Source organism: Streptosporangium sp. NPDC001681, from assembly GCF_040298085.1.
In the GTDB taxonomy this organism is placed as follows: Bacteria; Actinomycetota; Actinomycetes; order Streptosporangiales; family Streptosporangiaceae; genus Streptosporangium.
On record NZ_JBEOZN010000065.1, the window covers coordinates 1 to 18,153 of the forward strand.

General features: G+C 70.2%; 15 protein-coding genes, 1 tRNA gene and 1 pseudogene. 12 read left to right on the top strand and 5 right to left on the bottom strand.

Features of this window, described 5'->3' with window-relative positions:
* Positions 1-313 (top strand): annotated as a pseudogene (locus tag ABT130_RS26840) (glycosyltransferase family 2 protein); the annotation flags it as partial.
* Between the two features lie 257 nt (positions 314-570).
* Positions 571-2,046 (top strand): polyprenol phosphomannose-dependent alpha 1,6 mannosyltransferase MptB, encoded by a 1,476-nt coding sequence (gene mptB / locus ABT130_RS26845; protein WP_350959736.1) that lies wholly within the window; start codon positions 571-573, stop codon positions 2,044-2,046.
* On the opposite strand, the gene ABT130_RS26850 is transcribed toward mptB, so the two are convergent.
* The gene (locus ABT130_RS26850) at positions 1,928-4,225 is read right to left on the bottom strand and encodes a hypothetical protein (RefSeq protein WP_350959739.1); all 2,298 of its coding nucleotides are present in this window, start codon (positions 4,223-4,225) and stop codon (positions 1,928-1,930) included. The two genes, mptB and ABT130_RS26850, sit on opposite strands and share 119 nt — an antisense overlap.
* 264 nt (positions 4,226-4,489) lie before the next feature.
* On the opposite strand from ABT130_RS26850, the gene ABT130_RS26855 reads away from it, so the two are divergent.
* The 3 genes from ABT130_RS26855 to serS all read left to right on the top strand — a co-directional run bounded on the left by ABT130_RS26855 (position 4,490) and on the right by serS (position 8,295).
* A complete protein-coding gene (locus tag ABT130_RS26855) occupies positions 4,490-5,890 on the top strand; it encodes a glycosyltransferase 87 family protein (RefSeq protein ID WP_350959742.1) in 1,401 nt (466 codons plus the stop codon).
* Positions 5,891-6,049: 159 nt separating this feature from the next.
* Positions 6,050-6,970 carry a prephenate dehydratase gene (gene pheA / locus ABT130_RS26860; RefSeq protein WP_350959745.1) on the top strand — a complete coding sequence of 307 codons (921 nt, stop codon included), beginning with the start codon at positions 6,050-6,052 and terminating at the stop codon, positions 6,968-6,970.
* 62 nt (positions 6,971-7,032) lie between these two features.
* Positions 7,033-8,295: a serine--tRNA ligase gene (serS, locus tag ABT130_RS26865; protein WP_350914010.1), complete on the top strand. Its 1,263-nt coding sequence runs from the start codon at positions 7,033-7,035 to the stop codon at positions 8,293-8,295.
* Between the two features lie 90 nt (positions 8,296-8,385).
* On the opposite strand, the gene ABT130_RS26870 is transcribed toward serS, so the two are convergent.
* Positions 8,386-8,466, bottom strand: a complete 81-nt coding sequence (locus ABT130_RS26870; protein ID WP_350959836.1) for a TetR/AcrR family transcriptional regulator — start codon at positions 8,464-8,466, stop codon at positions 8,386-8,388.
* On the opposite strand from ABT130_RS26870, the gene ABT130_RS26875 reads away from it, so the two are divergent.
* Complete coding sequence (locus ABT130_RS26875; protein ID WP_350959838.1) at positions 8,432-9,115, top strand: FAD-dependent monooxygenase; 684 nt, start codon at positions 8,432-8,434, stop codon at positions 9,113-9,115. The genes ABT130_RS26870 and ABT130_RS26875 overlap by 35 nt on opposite strands.
* A gap of 210 nt (positions 9,116-9,325) precedes the next feature.
* Here ABT130_RS26875 and ABT130_RS26880 read toward each other — a convergent pair whose 3' ends face one another.
* The gene (locus tag ABT130_RS26880) at positions 9,326-9,529 is read right to left on the bottom strand and encodes a cold-shock protein (protein ID WP_012886943.1); all 204 of its coding nucleotides are present in this window, start codon (positions 9,527-9,529) and stop codon (positions 9,326-9,328) included.
* A 237-nt stretch (positions 9,530-9,766) separates the two neighbouring features.
* Here ABT130_RS26880 and ABT130_RS26885 point away from each other — a divergent pair, with 237 nt between their 5' ends.
* Positions 9,767-10,567, top strand: coding sequence for an HAD family hydrolase (locus ABT130_RS26885; RefSeq protein ID WP_350914016.1), 801 nt, complete (start codon positions 9,767-9,769; stop codon positions 10,565-10,567).
* 4 nt (positions 10,568-10,571) lie between these two features.
* Here the strand turns inward: ABT130_RS26885 and ABT130_RS26890 are convergent, their stop codons facing one another.
* Both ABT130_RS26890 and ABT130_RS26895 read right to left on the bottom strand, forming a co-directional pair.
* On the bottom strand, positions 10,572-11,090 hold the full coding sequence (locus ABT130_RS26890; RefSeq protein WP_350914018.1) for a bacterial proteasome activator family protein: 519 nt from the start codon (positions 11,088-11,090) through the stop codon (positions 10,572-10,574).
* Between the two features lie 5 nt (positions 11,091-11,095).
* Positions 11,096-12,052 carry an NAD(P)H-quinone oxidoreductase gene (locus ABT130_RS26895; RefSeq protein WP_350959748.1) on the bottom strand — a complete coding sequence of 319 codons (957 nt, stop codon included), beginning with the start codon at positions 12,050-12,052 and terminating at the stop codon, positions 11,096-11,098.
* 115 nt (positions 12,053-12,167) lie between these two features.
* On the opposite strand from ABT130_RS26895, the gene ABT130_RS26900 reads away from it, so the two are divergent.
* From ABT130_RS26900 to ABT130_RS26920, 5 genes are all read left to right on the top strand, one after another.
* Positions 12,168-14,501, top strand: a complete 2,334-nt coding sequence (locus ABT130_RS26900; RefSeq protein WP_350959751.1) for a nucleotide-binding protein — start codon at positions 12,168-12,170, stop codon at positions 14,499-14,501.
* A gap of 119 nt (positions 14,502-14,620) precedes the next feature.
* Positions 14,621-14,709 (top strand) — tRNA-Ser (locus tag ABT130_RS26905).
* A 195-nt stretch (positions 14,710-14,904) separates the two neighbouring features.
* Complete coding sequence (locus ABT130_RS26910; RefSeq protein WP_350959754.1) at positions 14,905-15,384, top strand: hypothetical protein; 480 nt, start codon at positions 14,905-14,907, stop codon at positions 15,382-15,384.
* A gap of 368 nt (positions 15,385-15,752) precedes the next feature.
* Complete coding sequence (locus ABT130_RS26915; protein WP_350959757.1) at positions 15,753-16,583, top strand: alpha/beta fold hydrolase; 831 nt, start codon at positions 15,753-15,755, stop codon at positions 16,581-16,583.
* Between the two features lie 449 nt (positions 16,584-17,032).
* On the top strand, positions 17,033-17,959 hold the full coding sequence (locus ABT130_RS26920; RefSeq protein ID WP_350959759.1) for a hypothetical protein: 927 nt from the start codon (positions 17,033-17,035) through the stop codon (positions 17,957-17,959).
* The last annotated feature ends 194 nt before the right edge of the window (positions 17,960-18,153 follow it).

Below are 18,153 nucleotides of genomic sequence, written 5' to 3' on the forward strand. Positions count from 1 at the left end.
GAAGCTCGGCGGCCACGGGTTCGTCGTGAAGCTCGCCCGTGAGGGCGTCGAGCGTGCCACCGGCTGGACGCCCGTCCAGCCGCTCAACGGCCAGCGCTGCCTGACCCGGGCGGCCTTCGAAGCCGCCCGGCCACTGGCCCACGGCTTCGGCGTGGAGACCGGTCTCACGATCGATCTGCTCAGAAAGGGCTTTCGGGTACGCGAGGTCCAGGTGGAGATGGCCCACCGGGCCACCGGCACCGACTGGCGGGCCCAGCTCCATCGGGCCAGGCAGTTCCGTGACGTCGCCCGCGCCCTCCTGGTCCGCCGCTGAGCCTGGCGACATTCACCCGGCGAGCGGTCCCTCGCGGGTCCGGCGAGGACTCGCGGCCTCCAGACCTGTGATGTCTTTGCAGGTCAGAGGCCATGCGAGAGTCGGCGGTGCGGGTAGTCGCCGCGGGTCGGCCGAGGTCACACGCGGGATGCGGGGACGGCCGGGGCCACCGGGAGAACAGGTCGTCCGCCGCTCCTCGCGGGGCCGTCCGGTCCGCCGCCGCACCGGGCACCTGTGGGATGTGCTGGAATCTGCGGGTGAGCTTGGAGGCGTCGGTCGGCGACAAGAGGCGGAGTCCCCTCGGCGGCATGCCGCGGAGGCTCGACATCGCCGCGTTCGGGGCCATGGGGCTCTCGGTGGCGGTCACGGTCCTGATCGGGCTGCTGGGGCCCTCCGCCATGGTCCCGAGGCTGCCCGGGCCGTCCTGGCAGCCGCCGTACTCGCTGGACGTTCCGGTGAGCGCCCATCTGGTCATCGCCATGGGCGCCGTCGCGATCGTCCTGGGCGGGCTCGGGCTCGCCGCCGCGCTCAGGTCCCGGTGGAGGCCGGAGGCGCGATGGCTGCTCATGGCGGGCTGCGCCACCGCGGGGCTGCTCGCCTTCCTGCCGCCCTCGGGCTCGGCCGACCATCTCAACTACGCCGCGTACGGCAGGCTGGTCACGCTCGGCCAGGACCCCTACGCGGTCACCCCCGCCCTGCTGCCCCACGATCCGGTCACCGGCGCGGTGGAGGAGTGGGCCGGGGTGACCAGCGTCTACGGCCCGGTCGCCACCGCGGTACAGGCGCTGGCGAGCCTCGTGGGCGGCGACTCGGTCCGGCTGACGGTCTTCGTGATGGCCGCGGTCAACGCCGCGGCGTTCATCGGTACCGCGCTGCTACTGCACCGTTTCGCCAGGGGGGACGAGGAACTGCGCGGGCGGGCGGCACTGCTCTGGGCGGCCAACCCGCTGATGATCTACCACCTGGGCGCGGGGATGCACATCGACACCCTCGCCATCGCCTGCATGGTCGCCGCGCTCACGGTTCGCGGGGCCGCCTCCGGGCTGCTGCTCGGGGTGGGCATCGGGGTCAAGCTCAACGCCGGGCTCGTCGCCCTCGGCCCGGCGTGGGAGCTGCGCCGCTCGCCGGGCAGGCTCGCCGTGGTGGCGGGGACCGCGACGGCCACCGTGGTGGCGATCTACGCCGTCGCCGGGCCGCACGTGCTCGACCAGGTGAGCGCCGCCAGCAGGAAGGTCTCCCTCGCCACGCCCTGGCAGCTCGTCAAGGTGGGGCTCCAGTCGCTCTTCGGGCCGGGCGCGTACTCGGCCTGGATCCAGATCGGCTCCCTGCTGCTGATGGTCTGCCTGGCCTGGCTGCTGCTGCGGGCACTGCCCGCGGAGACCGCGCCCGGCGACACCGCGCCCGCGGTCGCCGCGGTGATGGTGGTCGCCTGGCTGTTCGCCGCGCCGTACGCGCTGCCCTGGTACGACGGGCTGGCCTTCGCGCTGCTGGCCATGGCGTCCTGGCCCGTGCTGGAAGGCTTCATGGTCGCCAGGGTCGTCGCGCTGTCGCTGGGCTACCTGCCGGCCAGGGAGGCGCTGCGCCCCGAGGACCTGCTCTGGATGAAGACCCTGCTCAGGGAGCGGGTGGTGCCGTGGACGCTGCTGGCACTGACGATCGCCCTGGTGTGCTGGGCGGCGAGAGCGCCAGGGCGCGCACGGAGGCGGCGAGCGTCAGTGGAACCGCGACCGTGAGCGCCATCGCCGGGATCGCGATGCCCGAGTCGTTCATCAGGAAGCCGATCAGCGCGCAGGCCAGCGCGCCGATCAGCCCGGCGCGCAGCGCGGGCGAGAGCGCGTAGGCCCGGCCCAGGGCCGAGGCCCCCCATCGCGAGGGGCGGTCGAGCACCAGGAACAGGAACGCCAGCGCGACCAGCGTGAGCAGGGACAGTGACCAGTTGCCGACCGTGACCCCGATCATCGCGCCGAACTTGCGGCCGACCACGGTCCATGCCTCCCCGTCCAGCACCTGCTGGACGAAGGCGCCCAGGTGGGTGCGCTGGTCGGCGGGCCTGCGCCAGTCGGCGACCGCGATGGTGCCGATCAGCAGGACACCCGCCAGACCGGCCAGGCCCAGCTTGACCGGTGAGACCCGCCCGCCGGCCAGCAGGATCACGAGGATGGCGACCCCCACCAGGAACGCCGGGACCCCGCCGAAGTCGGCGCCCCACGCGGGCCAGCCGTCGGCGAACACCGCCAGCCCCCCGTACGTCACGCACACCGCGAGCGCGAGCCCGCGCCGGCCGCGTGAGATCAGCCACTGGGCCGTCCCGGCCAGGGCCAGGATCGTACCGGCGGAGTAGACGGCGAAGGCGATGTTGCTGAAACCGTAGAAGCGGCCGCCGGTCACCGGCTCGTAGCCGGTGACCGCGTTCACCTGGAGCACCGAACCGGTCATCACGTCGGCCAGCAGCGCCATCGAGGTGATGGCGGCGACCACGGTCAGCGGGCCCAGCGGGTGCGTCCGCCACGGCCCGGCGAACGCCACCCCCGTGATCACGCAGGCGAATCCGAGGATCGTCACGATCACCGCGGCCATCGGGGCGGGCAGGCTCCACCAGGGGACGAGTTGCGCCAGGAAGGTGGAGACCGCGATCGCCCCGCTGACCACGGCGACGACCTGGACGGCGGTCAGGGCTCGGGAGCCGCCCCAGCCCCGCCGGATCGCGACGGCGGCCAGCAGGTAGAACAGGATCTGCACCGCCACGAACACCGCGAAGAACGGTCCTCGCACCTCGCGCAGCACCTGGCTCGCCAGGTCGTCGTCCGCCAGCTTCCGCACGGTCGCCGCGACCGGCTCCCCGCTCGGCTCCTGGCCCTGCCAGGCGCGGCCGACGACCCCGTTCGGGGCCCGCAGGCCCAGCAGGTCGATCGCGGTGGCGGTCAGGTCGGTGTTGGCGACCAGGCCGTCCTGGCGGGTGGAGGTGGCGGTGAGGTAGCCGCGCGGGTACGGCTCACCGCCGGGAGACGGGCCCCGGGCGATCGCCACGTGCAGGTGCGGCGCGATCGAGGTGTCGGCCAGGCCGCCGAGCAGGACCGTGGTCCCGCTCCCGGGTGTCTTCCCGGCTTCCGGAGTCTGCGCGGTTCCGGGGGCCCGGGTGGTTTCGGAGGTCGGAGTGGGGGGCGTCGCCGGAGCGGTGGCGGCCGCGCGTGGCGGGGGCAGGCGGTCGAGGACCGCGCCCACCACGCGGTCGGCTCTGGCCACAGCCTCCCGCCTGGTCTGAGCGGTCATCGAGACCGGGGCGCCGTCCGGAGTGAGGCCGCCGCCGATCCAGGCCCTGGCCAGGTCGTCGGCCTCCACCACGATCAGCCCGTACGGGGACAGCTCGCCGAGTTCCTCGATATTCGCCGCGTATTTCGCGATTTTTCCTGATGTGTCGGCGGCGGCGAGCGCGGCCCCCGGCCCGACGGCGGCCACCTTCAGGCCCGCTCCGGCCGCGAGCCGACCCAGTTGCCCGAGCACCGGCCGGTAGGAGGTGGTGGCGTTGAAAGCGGACAGCTCGTCCCAGCCGGGCACGCTCGCCCCGCCGTCGGAGGTCGCCTCCGGCGTGCGCGGCAGCGCGCAGCCCGCGCCCGGGGCACCCGCCCGCTGGCCCGCGGAGACCGTCAGCCAGCCCGCCACCGGGCAGGTGATCCCCCGGTCCGGCGGCGGAACCGCCCGGGTGGACATGGAGGCGGACCCGCCCTCGCCCGCGAGCCTCCACAGGTTCGGGGTCCGCTCCGGGTCCAGGTCACTCCACTCCAGCCCCGGCACCCCGATGACCACGACCCGCTCGGGAAGCGCCCTCGCCACCGAGGCGCTCGCCGTACCGGTACCAAGGGCTCCCAGGAGCCCGCAGACCCCGGCCAGCAGCAGGGACATGGTGATCAGCACGGTCCTGGAGAACCCCGTTGGCCGATTCTTTTCCGAGCCGCGTGACCCGCGTGTTCCGTACCGGATGACGACCTCGGCGGGCGGAGTCCCGGTGGGCAGGGGGCGCGTCGGCCGCGCGGGCCGCCCCGGCCGTGTCGCGGCGCCGGGCGTCCCGGTGGCGGCCGGACGCGCGAGCCCGCGACCGCGCGGTGTCGAAGCCATCCGTTCCCCTGTCCGTATCCGTCGGGCGGCCGTTTCCCCGGCCCCACGGTAGCCTGCCTGGTCGTGAGGACTGGCGAGGTGACCACGGCCGGACGGCGCACGTGGACGTGGCTGACGTGGTTGAGGTGGCTACCTTGGCTGCCCGCTCTGCTGCTGGTCGCCGCGGCGGTGGCCCCGCTGGTGCTCTACTGGCTGGGCAACGTGGACGACCAGCGCCTGGTCGACCTGGATGTGTACCGTACCGGCGGGGAGGCGGTGCTGGAGGGCCGGTCCGTCTACGGGTTCGTCACCCCGGCGCCGCAGTTGCTGCCGTTCACCTACCCGCCGGTGGCCGCCCTGCTGGCCACCCCGCTGGCGGCGATGTCGTGGCCGGCGGCGCAGTGGGCGTGGACGGCACTGATCTTCCTGACCCTGGCGGTCACCGTCGGGCTCTCCTTCCGCGCCCTGCTCACCGGGACGGGCACCCAGGGCGCGGTGCCGGCCTCGCCGGTGGTCGTTCCCGGTACGCCCACCGGAGACCTGGTACGGGCGGATGCGCGTACCCGGCCTCGTGGGACGGGCTGGGCGGGTGGTCTGGAGAGACTGCGCGGGATGGACCGGCTGTGGGCGCCGCTGCTGTTCGCCGTCCTGATGATCGCGTGCACCTACCTGATGCCGATCAGGGACCAGGTCCGCTTCGGCCAGGTGGACATCCTGCTCGTCGCGCTCTGCCTGGCCGACTGCGTGGCCAGGCGACCGGTGTGGCCGCGCGGCATGCTGATCGGCCTGGCCACCGCGGTCAAGCTCACCCCCGGCGTCTTCCTGATCTACCTGCTCATCACCGGTTTCGGCCCCGGGGCGAGGCGGGAGCAGCGCGACACCTTCCTCGTCGCCGCGCTCACCGCCGCGCTGCTGACCCTGCTGCCGTTCGTGGTGATCCCGGCGGACGCCGCCGACTTCTGGTTCCGCGCGCTGCTCGACCCCGAGCGGCTCGGTGCCAACGCCGCGACCACCAACCAGTCGATGCGCGGCATGCTCATCCGGCTCTACCTGCCCGACGTGCTGACGAGCCTGCTCTGGGTGGCGCTGGTCGCGGTGGTCGCCTGGTACGGCTTCCGCCACGCTCGCCGGGCGCTGCTCGACGGGCACCCGATGGCCGGGGTCGCCCTGGTCGGGCTGATGGCGGTGCTGCTCTCCCCGGTCGCCTGGATCCACCACCTGGCCTGGGTGGTCGTGGTGCTCGGGGCGCTGGCCGGCGACGGGCGCGACCCGGTCAGGGTCCGGGTGGCCGCCGGGGTCTGGCTCTACTACGTGCTGCCGATCCCCTGGTGGGGGGTGACGATCAAGGCGGCGGAGATCCCGGTGCTCAGCCCCGTGCTCGGCAAGATCGTGCAGAACGGGTTCGGGCTGGGCGCGCTTTTCCTGGTCTGGCTGCTGGGGGTGTGGCTGCCCAGGCGGAGAGCGGCATTCCAGGCGCTCCGCTGATACGGGGTGATCCGTGGTGTGAAATGACCAAGTTTGATGTGACTTGTAGGGCGAAGCAGCTTAATGCGGAGCGACCTCGGGTGGTCTTGGGGAGGACCAAACGGCCCGGAGGTGCGATCTTGGGCACATTTTTCGACAGTCGCCGGATAACCTGAGGTCATGCCGAAATTCGCTTACCTGGGACCGGAGGGAACCTTCACCGAAGAGGCCCTGCGCATCCTGGCGCCGGAGGCCGAGCGTCTGCCGAGCCCGAACATCACCGCGGCCCTCGAGTCGGTCCGGCGTGGCGAGGCGGACGGAGCGGTCGTCCCGCTGGAGAACTCACTCGAAGGCGCCATCACCACGACCCTTGACGAGCTCGCCCAGGGGGAGCCGCTGCTCATCACCGCGGAGCTGCTGCTGCCCGTCGAGTTCTCGCTCCTGGCGCGCCCCGGCACCGAGATGGGACACATCAAGAGGGTCTTCACCCACCCGGCGGCCATCACCCAGTGCCGCAACTTCACAGCTCGAGAGCTGCCCGACGCCGTGGTGGTCGCCGCCCCGTCGACGGCGGCGGCGGCGCAGGAGGTCGCGATCCCCGGCTCGCCGTACGACGCGGCCATCGCCGCGCGCATCGCCGGTGAGCACTACGGCCTCGTCCAGCTCGCGACCGGGATCGGTGACCGCACCGACACCGTGACCCGGTTCGTCCGGGTGACCCGTCCCGGCCCGCTGCCCGAGCCGACCGGTGCCGATCGCACCTCCCTGGTGGTCTTCCTGGCCGACGACCATCCGGGCGCGCTGCTGGAGATGCTGACCGAGTTCTCCGTCCGCGGCGTCAACCTGTCCCGCATCGAGTCGCGGCCCACCGGCGACGGCATCGGCCGTTATTTCTTCCACTTCGACTTCGAGGGCCACGTCGCCGACGCCCGGGTCGGCGAGGCGATCTCCGGTCTGCACCGGATCTCCGCCAAGGTGCGCTTCCTGGGCAGCTACCCGCGCGCCGACGCCTTCGCACCGCAGATCAAGCGCGGTACGAACAACGACGACTTCGCCGAGGCCGCCGCCTGGCTCGACAGGATCCGTACCGGCCAGAGCTGATCGCCGGCCGCTACGGAGCAAACCGGGCGCGGACGCGAGCCGTACCTCGGTAGCCTGTGACTGTGATTGACCTGCGTACCCTTCGTGAGGATCCGGACCGGCTACGGGCGTCGCAGCGTGCCCGCGGTGAGGACGACTCTGTCGTCGACACGCTGCTCGACCTTGATGAGCGCCGACGTGGTGCGCTGAGCCGTTTCGAGACGCTCCGCGCCGAGCAGAAGACCGTCGGCAAGTCGGTCTCCCGCGCCTCGGGGGAGGAGAAGGCGAGCCTGCTGGAGCGGGCGAAGGATCTCTCCTCGCAGGTCAAGTCAGCCGAGGCCGAGGCGGAGAAGCTCGCCGCCGAGCTCGATGAGCTGATCTACACGGTGCCCAACCTGGTGGAGGAGGGCGCTCCGGAGGGCGGCGAGGACGACTACGTCGTCCTGGAGGAGATCGGCGAGAAGCCGTCCTTCGACTTCGAGCCCAGAGACCACCTGGAGCTCGGCGAGCTGCTCGGCGCCATCGACATGGAGCGCGGCGCGAAGGTGTCGGGCTCGCGGTTCTTCTTCCTGCGGGGCGTCGGCGCGCGGCTCCAGCTCGGGCTGCTCAACATGGCCATGCAGCAGGCGATCGAGGCGGGCTTCGTCCCGATGATCACACCCGTGCTGGTCAAGCCGGAGTCGATGAAGGGCACCGGCTTCCTCGGCGCCCACGCCGGCGAGGTCTACCACCTGCCCGGCGACGACCTGTTCCTGGTCGGCACGAGCGAGGTGCCGATGGCGGCCTACCACGGCGACGAGATCCTGGACGGCTCCGCGCTGCCGTACCGCTACGCGGGATGGTCCTCGTGCTTCCGCCGCGAGGCCGGCTCGTACGGCAAGGACACCCGGGGCATCATCCGGGTCCACCAGTTCGACAAGGTGGAGATGTTCTCCTACGTCCGGCCGGAGGAGGCGCACGCCGAGCACCTGCGCCTGCTCGACTGGGAGAAGGAGATGCTGGCCAAGGTCGAGCTGCCCTACCGGGTGATCGACACCGCGGCCGGAGACCTGGGCACCTCGGCCGCCCGGAAGTTCGACTGCGAGGCGTGGGTGCCGAGCCAGGGCCGCTACCGCGAGCTCACCTCGACCTCCAACTGCACCGACTTCCAGGCCCGCCGCCTCGGGGTGCGTTTCCGTGACTCCGGTGGCAAGCCCCAGCACGTGGCCACCCTGAACGGCACGCTGGCCACCACCCGCTGGATCGTCGCGATCCTGGAGAACCACCAGCAGGCCGACGGCTCCGTCGTGCTGCCCAAGGCCCTGCGCCCGTACGTCGGCCTCGACGTGCTCGAACCCGTCAAGTAGCCGTCTTCGAAGGCCCCGTCGTAGGTACGGCGGGGTCTTCACGCGTTCATGGCGCAGACCGCCCCGCGGCCCTCCAACCGACCAGGGCGGTCAGTCCGTGAGGTAGCGCTGCACGGTGGGGCCGAGCCAGGCGACGATCTCCTCGCGGGACATGGCGACTACCGACGGCATGCACAGCACGGTCCGCGAACAGGCGGGCATCGAGTTCGAGGGCGGGCAGTACGCGGAGTCGTTCAGCCTGGCCGACGTGCGGCTCACCGGCGGGGTGCCGGACGACGAGGTGGTCCTCTACTTCGCACCCGCCGGGCTGGTCGTGGTCGCACCACTGCCCGACGGCACCCACCGGATCGTCTCCACGGTGGACGAGGCACCCCGCGACCCCGACGTGGCCTTCGTCCAGGGGTTGCTGGACACCCGGGGCGCGCGAAGGGGGCGGGCGGTGGTCGGCGAGGTCGTCTGGGGGACGCGCTTCCGCGTCCACCACCGGGTGGCCCGCACCTTCCGTGCCGGGCGGGTCCTGCTCGCCGGCGACGCCGCGCACGTCCACAGTCCCGCAGGAGGGCAGGGAGTGGACATCGACATCCCCGGCGCCACCGCCCTGGCCGAAGCCCTCACAATCGCTCTCAGCGGCGGACGGGTGGATCTGGACCGCTACACCGCCGACCGTCGCCCCGTCACCTTCGCCGGCCGGCTCTCCAGACTGGCCAACATGCACGGGAGCCTGCGGCCGATCAGGAACCTGGTCCTGCGGGCCCTGGCGATCAGCCCGGCCTTCCGCCGGCGTCTCGCCTGGCGGCTCTCGGGTCTTGTCCACCGATGAGGCTCTCGCCTTCCGGCCGCCGACGAGGGCGGGGGCGGCGCGGGGGCCGGTGTTCGCGGGCGGAGGCGGTGGGGCCGCACGGGCGGCCACCCGGACGGCCGAATGATCGCCCGGCCGCGAGTTGGGATGTCCCGGAAATGCGGAAGGCGGGGTTCGCCAGGAGCGAACCCCGCCTTCCGGTCAAACAGGTTCAACCAAGAGGTCTATGCGTCAGACGGCGCGGACCTGCGAGGCCTGCGGGCCCTTCTGGCCCTGGGTGATCTCGAACTCGACCCGCTGGCCGTCTTCGAGGCTACGGTAGCCGTTGCCCTGGATCTCGGAGAAGTGCACGAACACGTCCGGTGCACCGCCATCCGGTGCGATGAAGCCGAAGCCCTTTTCAGCGTTGAACCACTTGACGGTTCCCTGAGCCATTAAAGCTCTCCCTCAGGATTTGAAACTTTGGGATTCACACCTCATGAACCCCATGTGTCGTACAGCGGGCCCCGGGGTGGCTCAGTCAAACTGGTTTTCACAACGGGATTCAGCTAATACAACGCCATCACATCTAACACTATCCGGCGCATGCGTGTTCCCGCCATCAGGAAGATTCCTGGGACGGGATGCTGGGGGCCGACACCCCGGCCATCACAGTGCAGACTGGGACTTGTTATGCGAAGCCCCAGGCTGGTCGCCACCGACCTCGACGGCACCGCTCTGCGTTCGGACGGCACCGTCTCCCCCCGTACAGCCGCCGCTTTTGCGCTTGTGGAGAACGCCGGGGCGGCGCTGGTCTTCGTGACCGGCAGGCCGCCCCGCTGGATGCACACGGTCGCCGGAGCCGTGCGCCATCGCGGGCTGGCCATATGCGCCAACGGAGCCCTCGTCTACGACCTGCACACCGAACAGATCGTCAAATCCCACCTCATCCACCCGGACGTGCTTGAAGAGGTGGTGAGACGGCTCAGGGAAAAGGTTCCCGACCTCGCCTTCTCAGTGGAATACGAGGGTGGATTCGCCCACGAATCGGACTTCCGTCTCGGCGGGTGGGACAGCAGGGCGGTCGCCGGACTCCGGGTGGGGACGACCACGCTCACCTCGCGGCCCTGCGCCAAACTGCTGGCACTCCACCCCACGATGGATCCCGACATCCTCCACGCGGCGGTCTGCGGGCTGGTCGGCGATCTGGTCACCCCCACTCACTCCAGCGGCCGGGCACTGATCGAGATGAGCGCGCACGGCGTCACGAAGGCCTCGGCGCTGGCCCATCTCGCCATGACGCGCGACATCGGGCCACACGAAGTGATCGCCTTCGGCGACATGCCAAACGATCTTCCGATGCTCCGCTGGGCGGGCGTCTCGTACGCCGTCGCCAATGCCCATCCGGAGGTGTTGGCCGCGGTCGATCACGTGACCGCGGCCAACAACGACGACGGGGTCGCCGGAGTCCTCGAACGGCTCTACAGCCCCTGAGGCCCTACAGGTAGGGGCCGGGGTTGGCGCCGTGCCCCTCCTGCTGTTGCTGCTGGAGGGAGATGCCGCCGGGCAGGGCCCTGCGCATGTTCTCCAGCTGGGCGCGGGCCGCCATCTGCTGGGCGAAGAGCGTGGTCTGTATGCCGTGGAACAACCCCTCAAGCCAGCCGACCAACTGGGCGTGGGCGACCCGGAGCTCCGCGTCGCTCGGCGGGGCGCCGTTGACGTCCTCGGTGAACGGCAGCGACAGCCGTTCCAGCTCTTCGACCAGTTCCGGCGCCAGACCGTCCTCCAGCTCCTTGATGGAGCTCTGGTGGATCTCCTTGAGCCGTTTGCGGCTGGCCTCGTCCAGCGGAGCCGCCCGGACCTCCTCCAGGAGCTGACGGATCATGCTGCCGATACGCATCACCTTGGCGGGCTGCTCGACCAGGTCGGCGACCGATCGTCCCTCGGAGGTCTCATCTTCCTGAGAGCCATGGGGGCCCACGACAACGATGTGCGGAGTGCTCTCCTCAGCGTTCATAGTCTTCAACCTACTAGCAGGATTTTCCCGGTGTGTTCTCCGGACTCCAGGATCCGGTGAGCCTCGGCCGCGTCGCTCAGCGGCACCCGGGCGTGCACCACGGGCCGGATCGCCCCGGCGTCGACCAGGGGCCAGACGTTCTCCACCACCCCGCGGACGATGACCCCCTTCTCGTCGACGGGCCGGGCGCGCAGGGTGGTGCCGTGCACCGAGGCCCGCTTCGCCAGCAGGGCTCCCAGGTCCAGCTCGCCCTTCGTGCCGCCCTGCAGGCCGATCACGACCAGCCGCCCGCCCGTCCTGAGCACCCTGACGTTCCCCGGCAGGTACCTGCCCCCCATGATGTCGAGGATCACATCGGCCTCGACCTTCTCCGAGAAGTCCTCCCGCCGGTAGTCGATCCCCTCGTCGGCGCCCAGTTCCAGACAGCGGGCGATCTTCTCGGGCGACCCGGCGGTGACGACCACCCGCGAGCCGAACGCCTTCGCCAGCTGGATGGCCATCGTGCCGATCCCGCTGGCGCCGCCGTGCACGAGAAGGGTCTCGCCCTTCCGCAGGCGCGCGGTCATGAAGACGTTGGACCAGACGGTGCAGGCCACCTCGGGCAGCCCGGCCGCCTCGACGAGGTCGACGCCGTCGGGCACCCGCATGACCTGCTGCCAGGGCACGGCGACCTTCTCCGCGTACCCGCCGCCGCTGAGCAGCGCGCACACCCGGTCACCCGGCGCGAATCCCACGGCGTCCGGCCCCACCTCGGCGACCACACCGGAACACTCGAGTCCCGGGTACGGAGAGGCGCCGGCGGGCGGATTGTAGAAACCCAGCCGCTGCAGCACGTCGGCCCTGTTGACCGCGGAGGCCGCCACGTCGATGATGATTTCGCCGCGCTCGGGTAACGGGTCGGGAACCTCCCGCCACGTCAGAACTTCCGGTCCGCCTGGTTTATCGATCACGATGGCGCGCATGTGAGCAAAGGTATCCGCCAAGCCAACTTGGTGGTTGCTCGCGTTGACAAGAACACAGGGCGTTAACCTGCTATGTGTTTGCTGCCCTTTTATGCCCATCCCGAGGGGGAACACGGTGGCAAGACACGATCGTGAGGAATCTCTCGAGGAACAGCTCGCGTGGCTTGACGCCATCAAAGAGCAGGAGGAGGCGCCGGCCCTGGCGGTGCAGGCCACCACGGTGGACGACACCGTCGTCTCGCCGTACCCGAAGGACCCCTGGAGTCTGGTCCCGGCCGAGCCCGACACGGCGTCCTCGCCGCTGTTCCGCGCGGCCGTCGACTCGGCCCACCCGGCCACGAGCTCGCCGACGGCCGAACCGCCGGTCGAGGACGCCGACGCGGCCGACTGGATGGAGGCCTCCGACACGGTGAGCTCCTTCACCGTGCCCGCCCCGGCATCCGGCAAGCAGGACAACGACGGCTTTCTCGCGCCGCTCAAGCCCCTGCCGCGCCAGGAGCCCGGCGACAGCGCTCCGGGGGACTTCACCGAGCCGCACATCCGCACCCCGTTCGCGGCGCCCGCGCACGAGCCGTCCCGCGGCCTGTTCGAGCAACCCCAGCGCCAGGCGGAGTCCTCCGATCCCGCCCCGTCGTCTCCTTCGGCCACTTCACCAACCTCGGCCACTTCATCCGCCTCATCCGCCTTGTCCGCCGGGACCGCCGAGCCTGAGCCGGCCGCGTCGGCCTCCTCGGACACCCAGCGGTTCACCTTCGGCAGCGACGAGTTCGGCGGCACCGACCCTGGCCGGTTCTCCTTCGGCAGCGGCGGCTTCGGCAGCGGCGGCTTCGGCAGTGAGAGCTTCGGCGGTGAAGGCTTCGGCGGTGGCGGCCAGGACCGCGCGCAGTCCAACCCGGGCGGCACGGCCTTCTCCTTCGGCAGTGGAGACTTCTCCGTGGAGAGCGCCGGGGCCGACAGGCCCGCGGCCGATGCCGGTGGTGACCTGCCCGCTCCCACCGCCGACCGGTTCACCTTCGGTTCGGTGGAAACCGACCGGTTCCCCACCGGTGGCGAATCCACGACGACACCGACGGCGAAGGAATCATCCGAGCGCTTCGCCCCCGCTCCGGCCCCCGTCTCTCCGCCCTCCCACGAGCCCGAGCAGGCCGAGCCGTTCCGGGCACCCGACGCCTTTGGCACCGACCGGCCGGAGCCGGCCGCGTCACCGTCATCGGAACGTTCCTCCGGTACGGGTGCCTTCGGCTTCTCGGACTCCTCCGCCGGCCAGGAACGCACGGAACGGGAGAACTTCTTCGCACCCGGCCGGGAGAGCGGCCCATCCCAGGAACGCGGTGCCGTCTCCGGGTGGGAGGCCACCTCGGCCCAGGAGCGGATGGAACGGGAGAACCCCTTCGCACCCGGCAGGGACGCGGCCGAACCGGTGCGGGAGCCGTACCAGGCACGCCGCCGTCAGACGGCTCCGGCGGCCGCCTTCGGCACGCCGGCCAGGCAGCACCCTCCGGGCACGGCCCCCCGGCCATCGGCCGACAGCCTGGATCCGGAGTCGCTGCTCCGCGGGCGCCGCAACGCGCCCGCCGGGGGCTGGCGGAAGCTGGTCTACAAGGCGTCCGCAGGACTGATCAAGCCGGGCGAGTCCCCCGAGGTCCGCCGCCGTCGCGAGCTGGTCGGCCGCGCGCGCACCCCGGTGGCCACCGGCCACCACCGCGTCGCCGTGCTCAGTCTCAAGGGCGGTGTCGGCAAGACCACCACCACGGTCGGCCTCGGCGCCACCCTCGCTCAGGTACGCGGAGACCGGGTCATCGCGGTCGACGCCAACCCCGACCGGGGCACCCTGTCGGACAAGGTCGAGCTCGAAACCTCCGCGACGGTTCGCGACCTGCTCAACGAGCGCCAGCAGATCAAGAGGTACGTCGACATCAGGGCCTTCACCTCGCAGGCCCCCTCACGCCTGGAGATCCTCGCCTCCGATCGTGATCCGTCGGTGTCCGAGGCGTTCAGTGCGTCCGACTACCAGTCGGTCGCCCAGGTCCTGGAGAACTTCTACTCGATCTGCATCACCGACTGCGGCACCGGCCTGCTCCACTCGGCGATGTCCGGCGTGCTCGGGCTGGCCGACCAGCTCGTCCTGGTCAGCTCACCCTCCGTGGACGGCGCCCGCGCCGCCTCGGCGACCCTGGACTGGCTGGAGGCCCACCACTACGAGGAGCTGGTCCGCTCCGCCACCGTGGTGCTGTGCAGCGTCCGCCCGAGGTCGAAGTCGACCGTCGACCTCGACCGCCTGGAAGCCCACTTCGCGGCCCGCTGCCGCGCGGTCATCCGGGTCCCCTACGACACGCATCTGGAGGAGGGCGCGGAGATCGACCTGGAGCGGCTCCAGCCCGCCACCCGCGAGTCCTACCTCCGCCTGGCCGCCTCGGTCGGCGACGGCTTCGCCGGTCCCCAACCCTGACCCGCCGGCCCGGCAGGCTGATGTTCCGCTTTGTTGTTCAGCGCCTGCCGGGTCTCGGGCACGTCCGGGCCAATGAGAGACTAGTGTGCAATCTGACACGTTCTTGGGACGTGTCACCAGGAGAGCTCGCCTAGTGGACGATGGCGGCGGTCTTGAAAACCGCTAGGCCGGGTGACCGGTCTCGTGGGTTCGAATCCCACGCTCTCCGCTGAGCATCACAAACGGCGTCTGGCCAGGCACTTAGCCTTGGTGAGGCGCCGTTGATCGTTTCCGGGGTGTGCAGCCGTATGCCGCTCTGAGCGGCCCTGAGTCGGTGTTCGCGGAATATACGCGGAATGATGTTGGTCGCATCCGCGCAGGTCGCGTTGGAAGAATCGCTGCGGGACGCCTTCGAGGAGCGACGGTGGAGATGGTGGACTGGAGCCGGATACCCGGCACGTGTTGGTACCGTCCCGAGGATGCTCAAGCCGCGGTGGAGGTGTTGGCGCACTCCGCCTCCGCCGGACAAGCCGTCCGCGCGCTGGCCGATCTGCGGTCTACGGTCAGCAACGATCACGCCGGCACTCTCTACCCGGCCGCAGTCCCGGCTACGAGCGTGTTCCTACGGGTCATCAGCGACCGACCAGGTCCGCCCCGGCAGGAGGCTCTCAACACGCTGCTGGACTGGTGGGGTTGCTTCCAGCCTGAGCCGGGTTTCGAGACCTACGAAGATCCCTCGTCCGGATCCGTCGCCCTGATCGAAGGCATCACAAGTCGTGTCCGTAGCGCCGCGGATGTGCTCCACCGCGTCATGGATGATCCCTCCGAAGGGGGAGGCCACCGGCCCGGCGCCAGGCTTCTGCTGGCCAAACTCGACAGGGGGTGGACCGCCGCCAGCGTCTGACTCAAGGCGGCGGCGCGGCGCGCCGCCGCACGACCCTCCCACCGCCCGCCGTCCGGGCGTGCGGCGTGGGCGCCGGTCCCGAACGGCGGCGGGCATCGGCCCGCCCGCCGATCGTCGGCCCCGCCGTACCTGTCAACGCACCGCACCAGGCCGCACCGCCGCAAGGCATCACCACCTCGTAAGGGCGATGAGGAAGCCGACCTATGCGAGTGCTCCATGATCGCACCGTCTGATCGTCAGAGGCGTTGACCAGCTACGACCCATCCGCGGCAATCGCACGAGTGCGATCATGCCTGCCCATGCTGAGGCCTTCGGTCATGCGTCAACCTCAGTTGACATCAATATGATTGTCAATCTAAATTGACGTCATGGAATGGGGTGAGAGACCTGGAAACAACGATGTCCCGACGCCGATGATGGTCGATGTAGGCGATCACGCGCTCTGCGCACAGGTCCGCGGGAAAGGTCCTACCGTGGTTCTCGACTGCGGCGGCTCAGGCCAGGGCATAGGCGGCTGGGGAGAGGATCTGGAGCGCACGTTAGCCGAGCGGGCCACCGTGGTGACCTACGACCGGGCCGGCGTTGGCCGCTCCGGCGGATCGCAGGCCCGTACCGTCACCGAGATGGCCGACGACCTGCGCCGACTTCTTCACGCCCTGCATCTTGAACTGCCAGCGGTGTTCGTAGGCTGGTCCTACGGCGGGCTCGTCACCCAGTTCTATGCCACCCGCTATCCCAGTGACGTGGCGGGACTGGTCTTCGTGGATCCAACCGCCAGCGGAACCCCGCCAGGCTCAGCGCTCGTACGGGACCTGTCGTTCCTTCTTGCCCCACGGCTACTGCGCCTGCGTGCGATATTCGGCGGCACCAACGCGCAGCCGCTACGCGAATTGGCCGTCACCCTGACCGGGATGCAGAACGTCATGCGCGAGGTCGCCCAGGCGCGTCAGGAGAGCGGATTGCCGCCCGCGCCCATCCGCGTGATCACGGCAGGCCGGCGGCCGCGGATGCCCAAAGCGCATCTAGAGCATCTCAACGCCGACCATCACGCTCTGGCCGACCAGTCCCCGTATGGGCGGATGATGGTCGCCGAACGGGCCAGTCACCAGATTCCGTTCGAGCAACCCGAAATCATCAGCCAAGCGGTCGACGAGGTGCTGAGCCTGCCGCCGAACTCACAGGAAGATTTGAACGGGTAGCTCAGATTCTCCGACGCGGCTCCCTACGATCGCCATGCTGTGCTTGGCCGCCGTAGATGCCTGGGGGCGATCGACGGGCCAGGGTTGCACTTCGGGTTGCAATACAGGGTCGTTCAAAGTTGTTCAGGATGGGCCGCACATACCCTCTGATCTGCATTGAACTGTCTGGAACAGCGCAAGGTCGGTCTTTTAATCCGTGGGTTCGAGGTTCAAATCCCCGGCAGCCGCAACTCGCCTCCACCGCGAGACAGGCCAACAAGCCGGGTGTCGCTCAGACTCGACCCAGGCGCCCCTCAGGGCTGCAGGTCTCCAACCCAGCCCCCCTACGTCTTGAACCGGGCCCGGGCTGTTAGTAGTCATGCTCCGGTCCCGAAAGTCTCTCAGGTCTGTCGGTCCTGAGGTTTACCGTCGGTCCTCCTATGGGCTTGCACTCGTCGGGAGGACGACCGGTGGCAGAGGTGCTGCGGAGGATCAACTATGAGGACGACGTCGAGTACGGACATTTCTATGTGGGAGACTTTGGGCCGCATCTGGACGATTCCGCGATCTCCCATCCATACCTGAGGGTGTCGAACCACCTGGACATCGAATGCGACATCACTCACGGTAAAGCTGATGTACGCGTGGAGATCTGGGACGCCGAACCACCGGCGGCTGACGCTCCTTGGGTGCTGACCTGGGAGAACGCCTACCTCACCGGTTCGGGAATCGTCAGTGTGGGAAGCGAGGCGTGGCCCGACCGGCTGCTGCTGGGGCCTTCGTACTTCCTGTACGGCTTGCGCACCTACCGGGTCCCGTCCGTCTGGGGCAGAGGACACGAGTTCTATGAGGATCCGCAGACCGAGCATGTGCTGCTACGGTTCTGGCCGATCCGGGACGTCTTCGACCCCGTCCTGCATGCCCGGCCGGAGAGGACGACGGCGGCGCCCCGGCCGTCCGCATACGTTCCCGCCACGGACTGGCCGGCCCTGCGCCGTCAGCCCGACCTGCCAGAGCCCGACACGGCCGACGGCCCCGACGAGGACTGGGAGGCCGCCGCCCTCAGGAGGACCCGTGCCCGGATCGCCAGGCAGCTCAATCCCGACGCTGCACCCACCTTCACGATCCTCAGGCGGCACGCGGAAGATCCTCGGAGCCCTTTGAGAGCCAACACCGGCGCGACCTGCCGGGCCCGGCTCTGGCAGCCGGTGAGGGAGAACGAGCCTGGCGTCCTCGGCGTCGACCGGCGGATCGAGAGTGAGGACGGCTCCCGCGACGAGGTGCTGGTCTCCGCGATCGTGACCGTGCTCGACGAGGACGGCGAACTGCTGACGGTCCGGGACGCGACCGAGACGGAGGCCGCACGCCTGCTGGCCGTGGAGCGGGCCTGGCAGTGACGGCTGGTGAGCCGTGCCTTGGGCGATACCCGCAGGTTCCTCATCAGCAGGGGCAAGAGCAGAGTTCGTAGGTGGCCGGGAGAGGGTGCGCGTATCCGCGCAGGTCACGAGCCCGCTCGGGTTGCAGTTCACCGCCGCACCAGCGCGTTCCAGGAAGACCAGTCAGGGGCGTTGGTCCAGGTGGGACTGTTCTG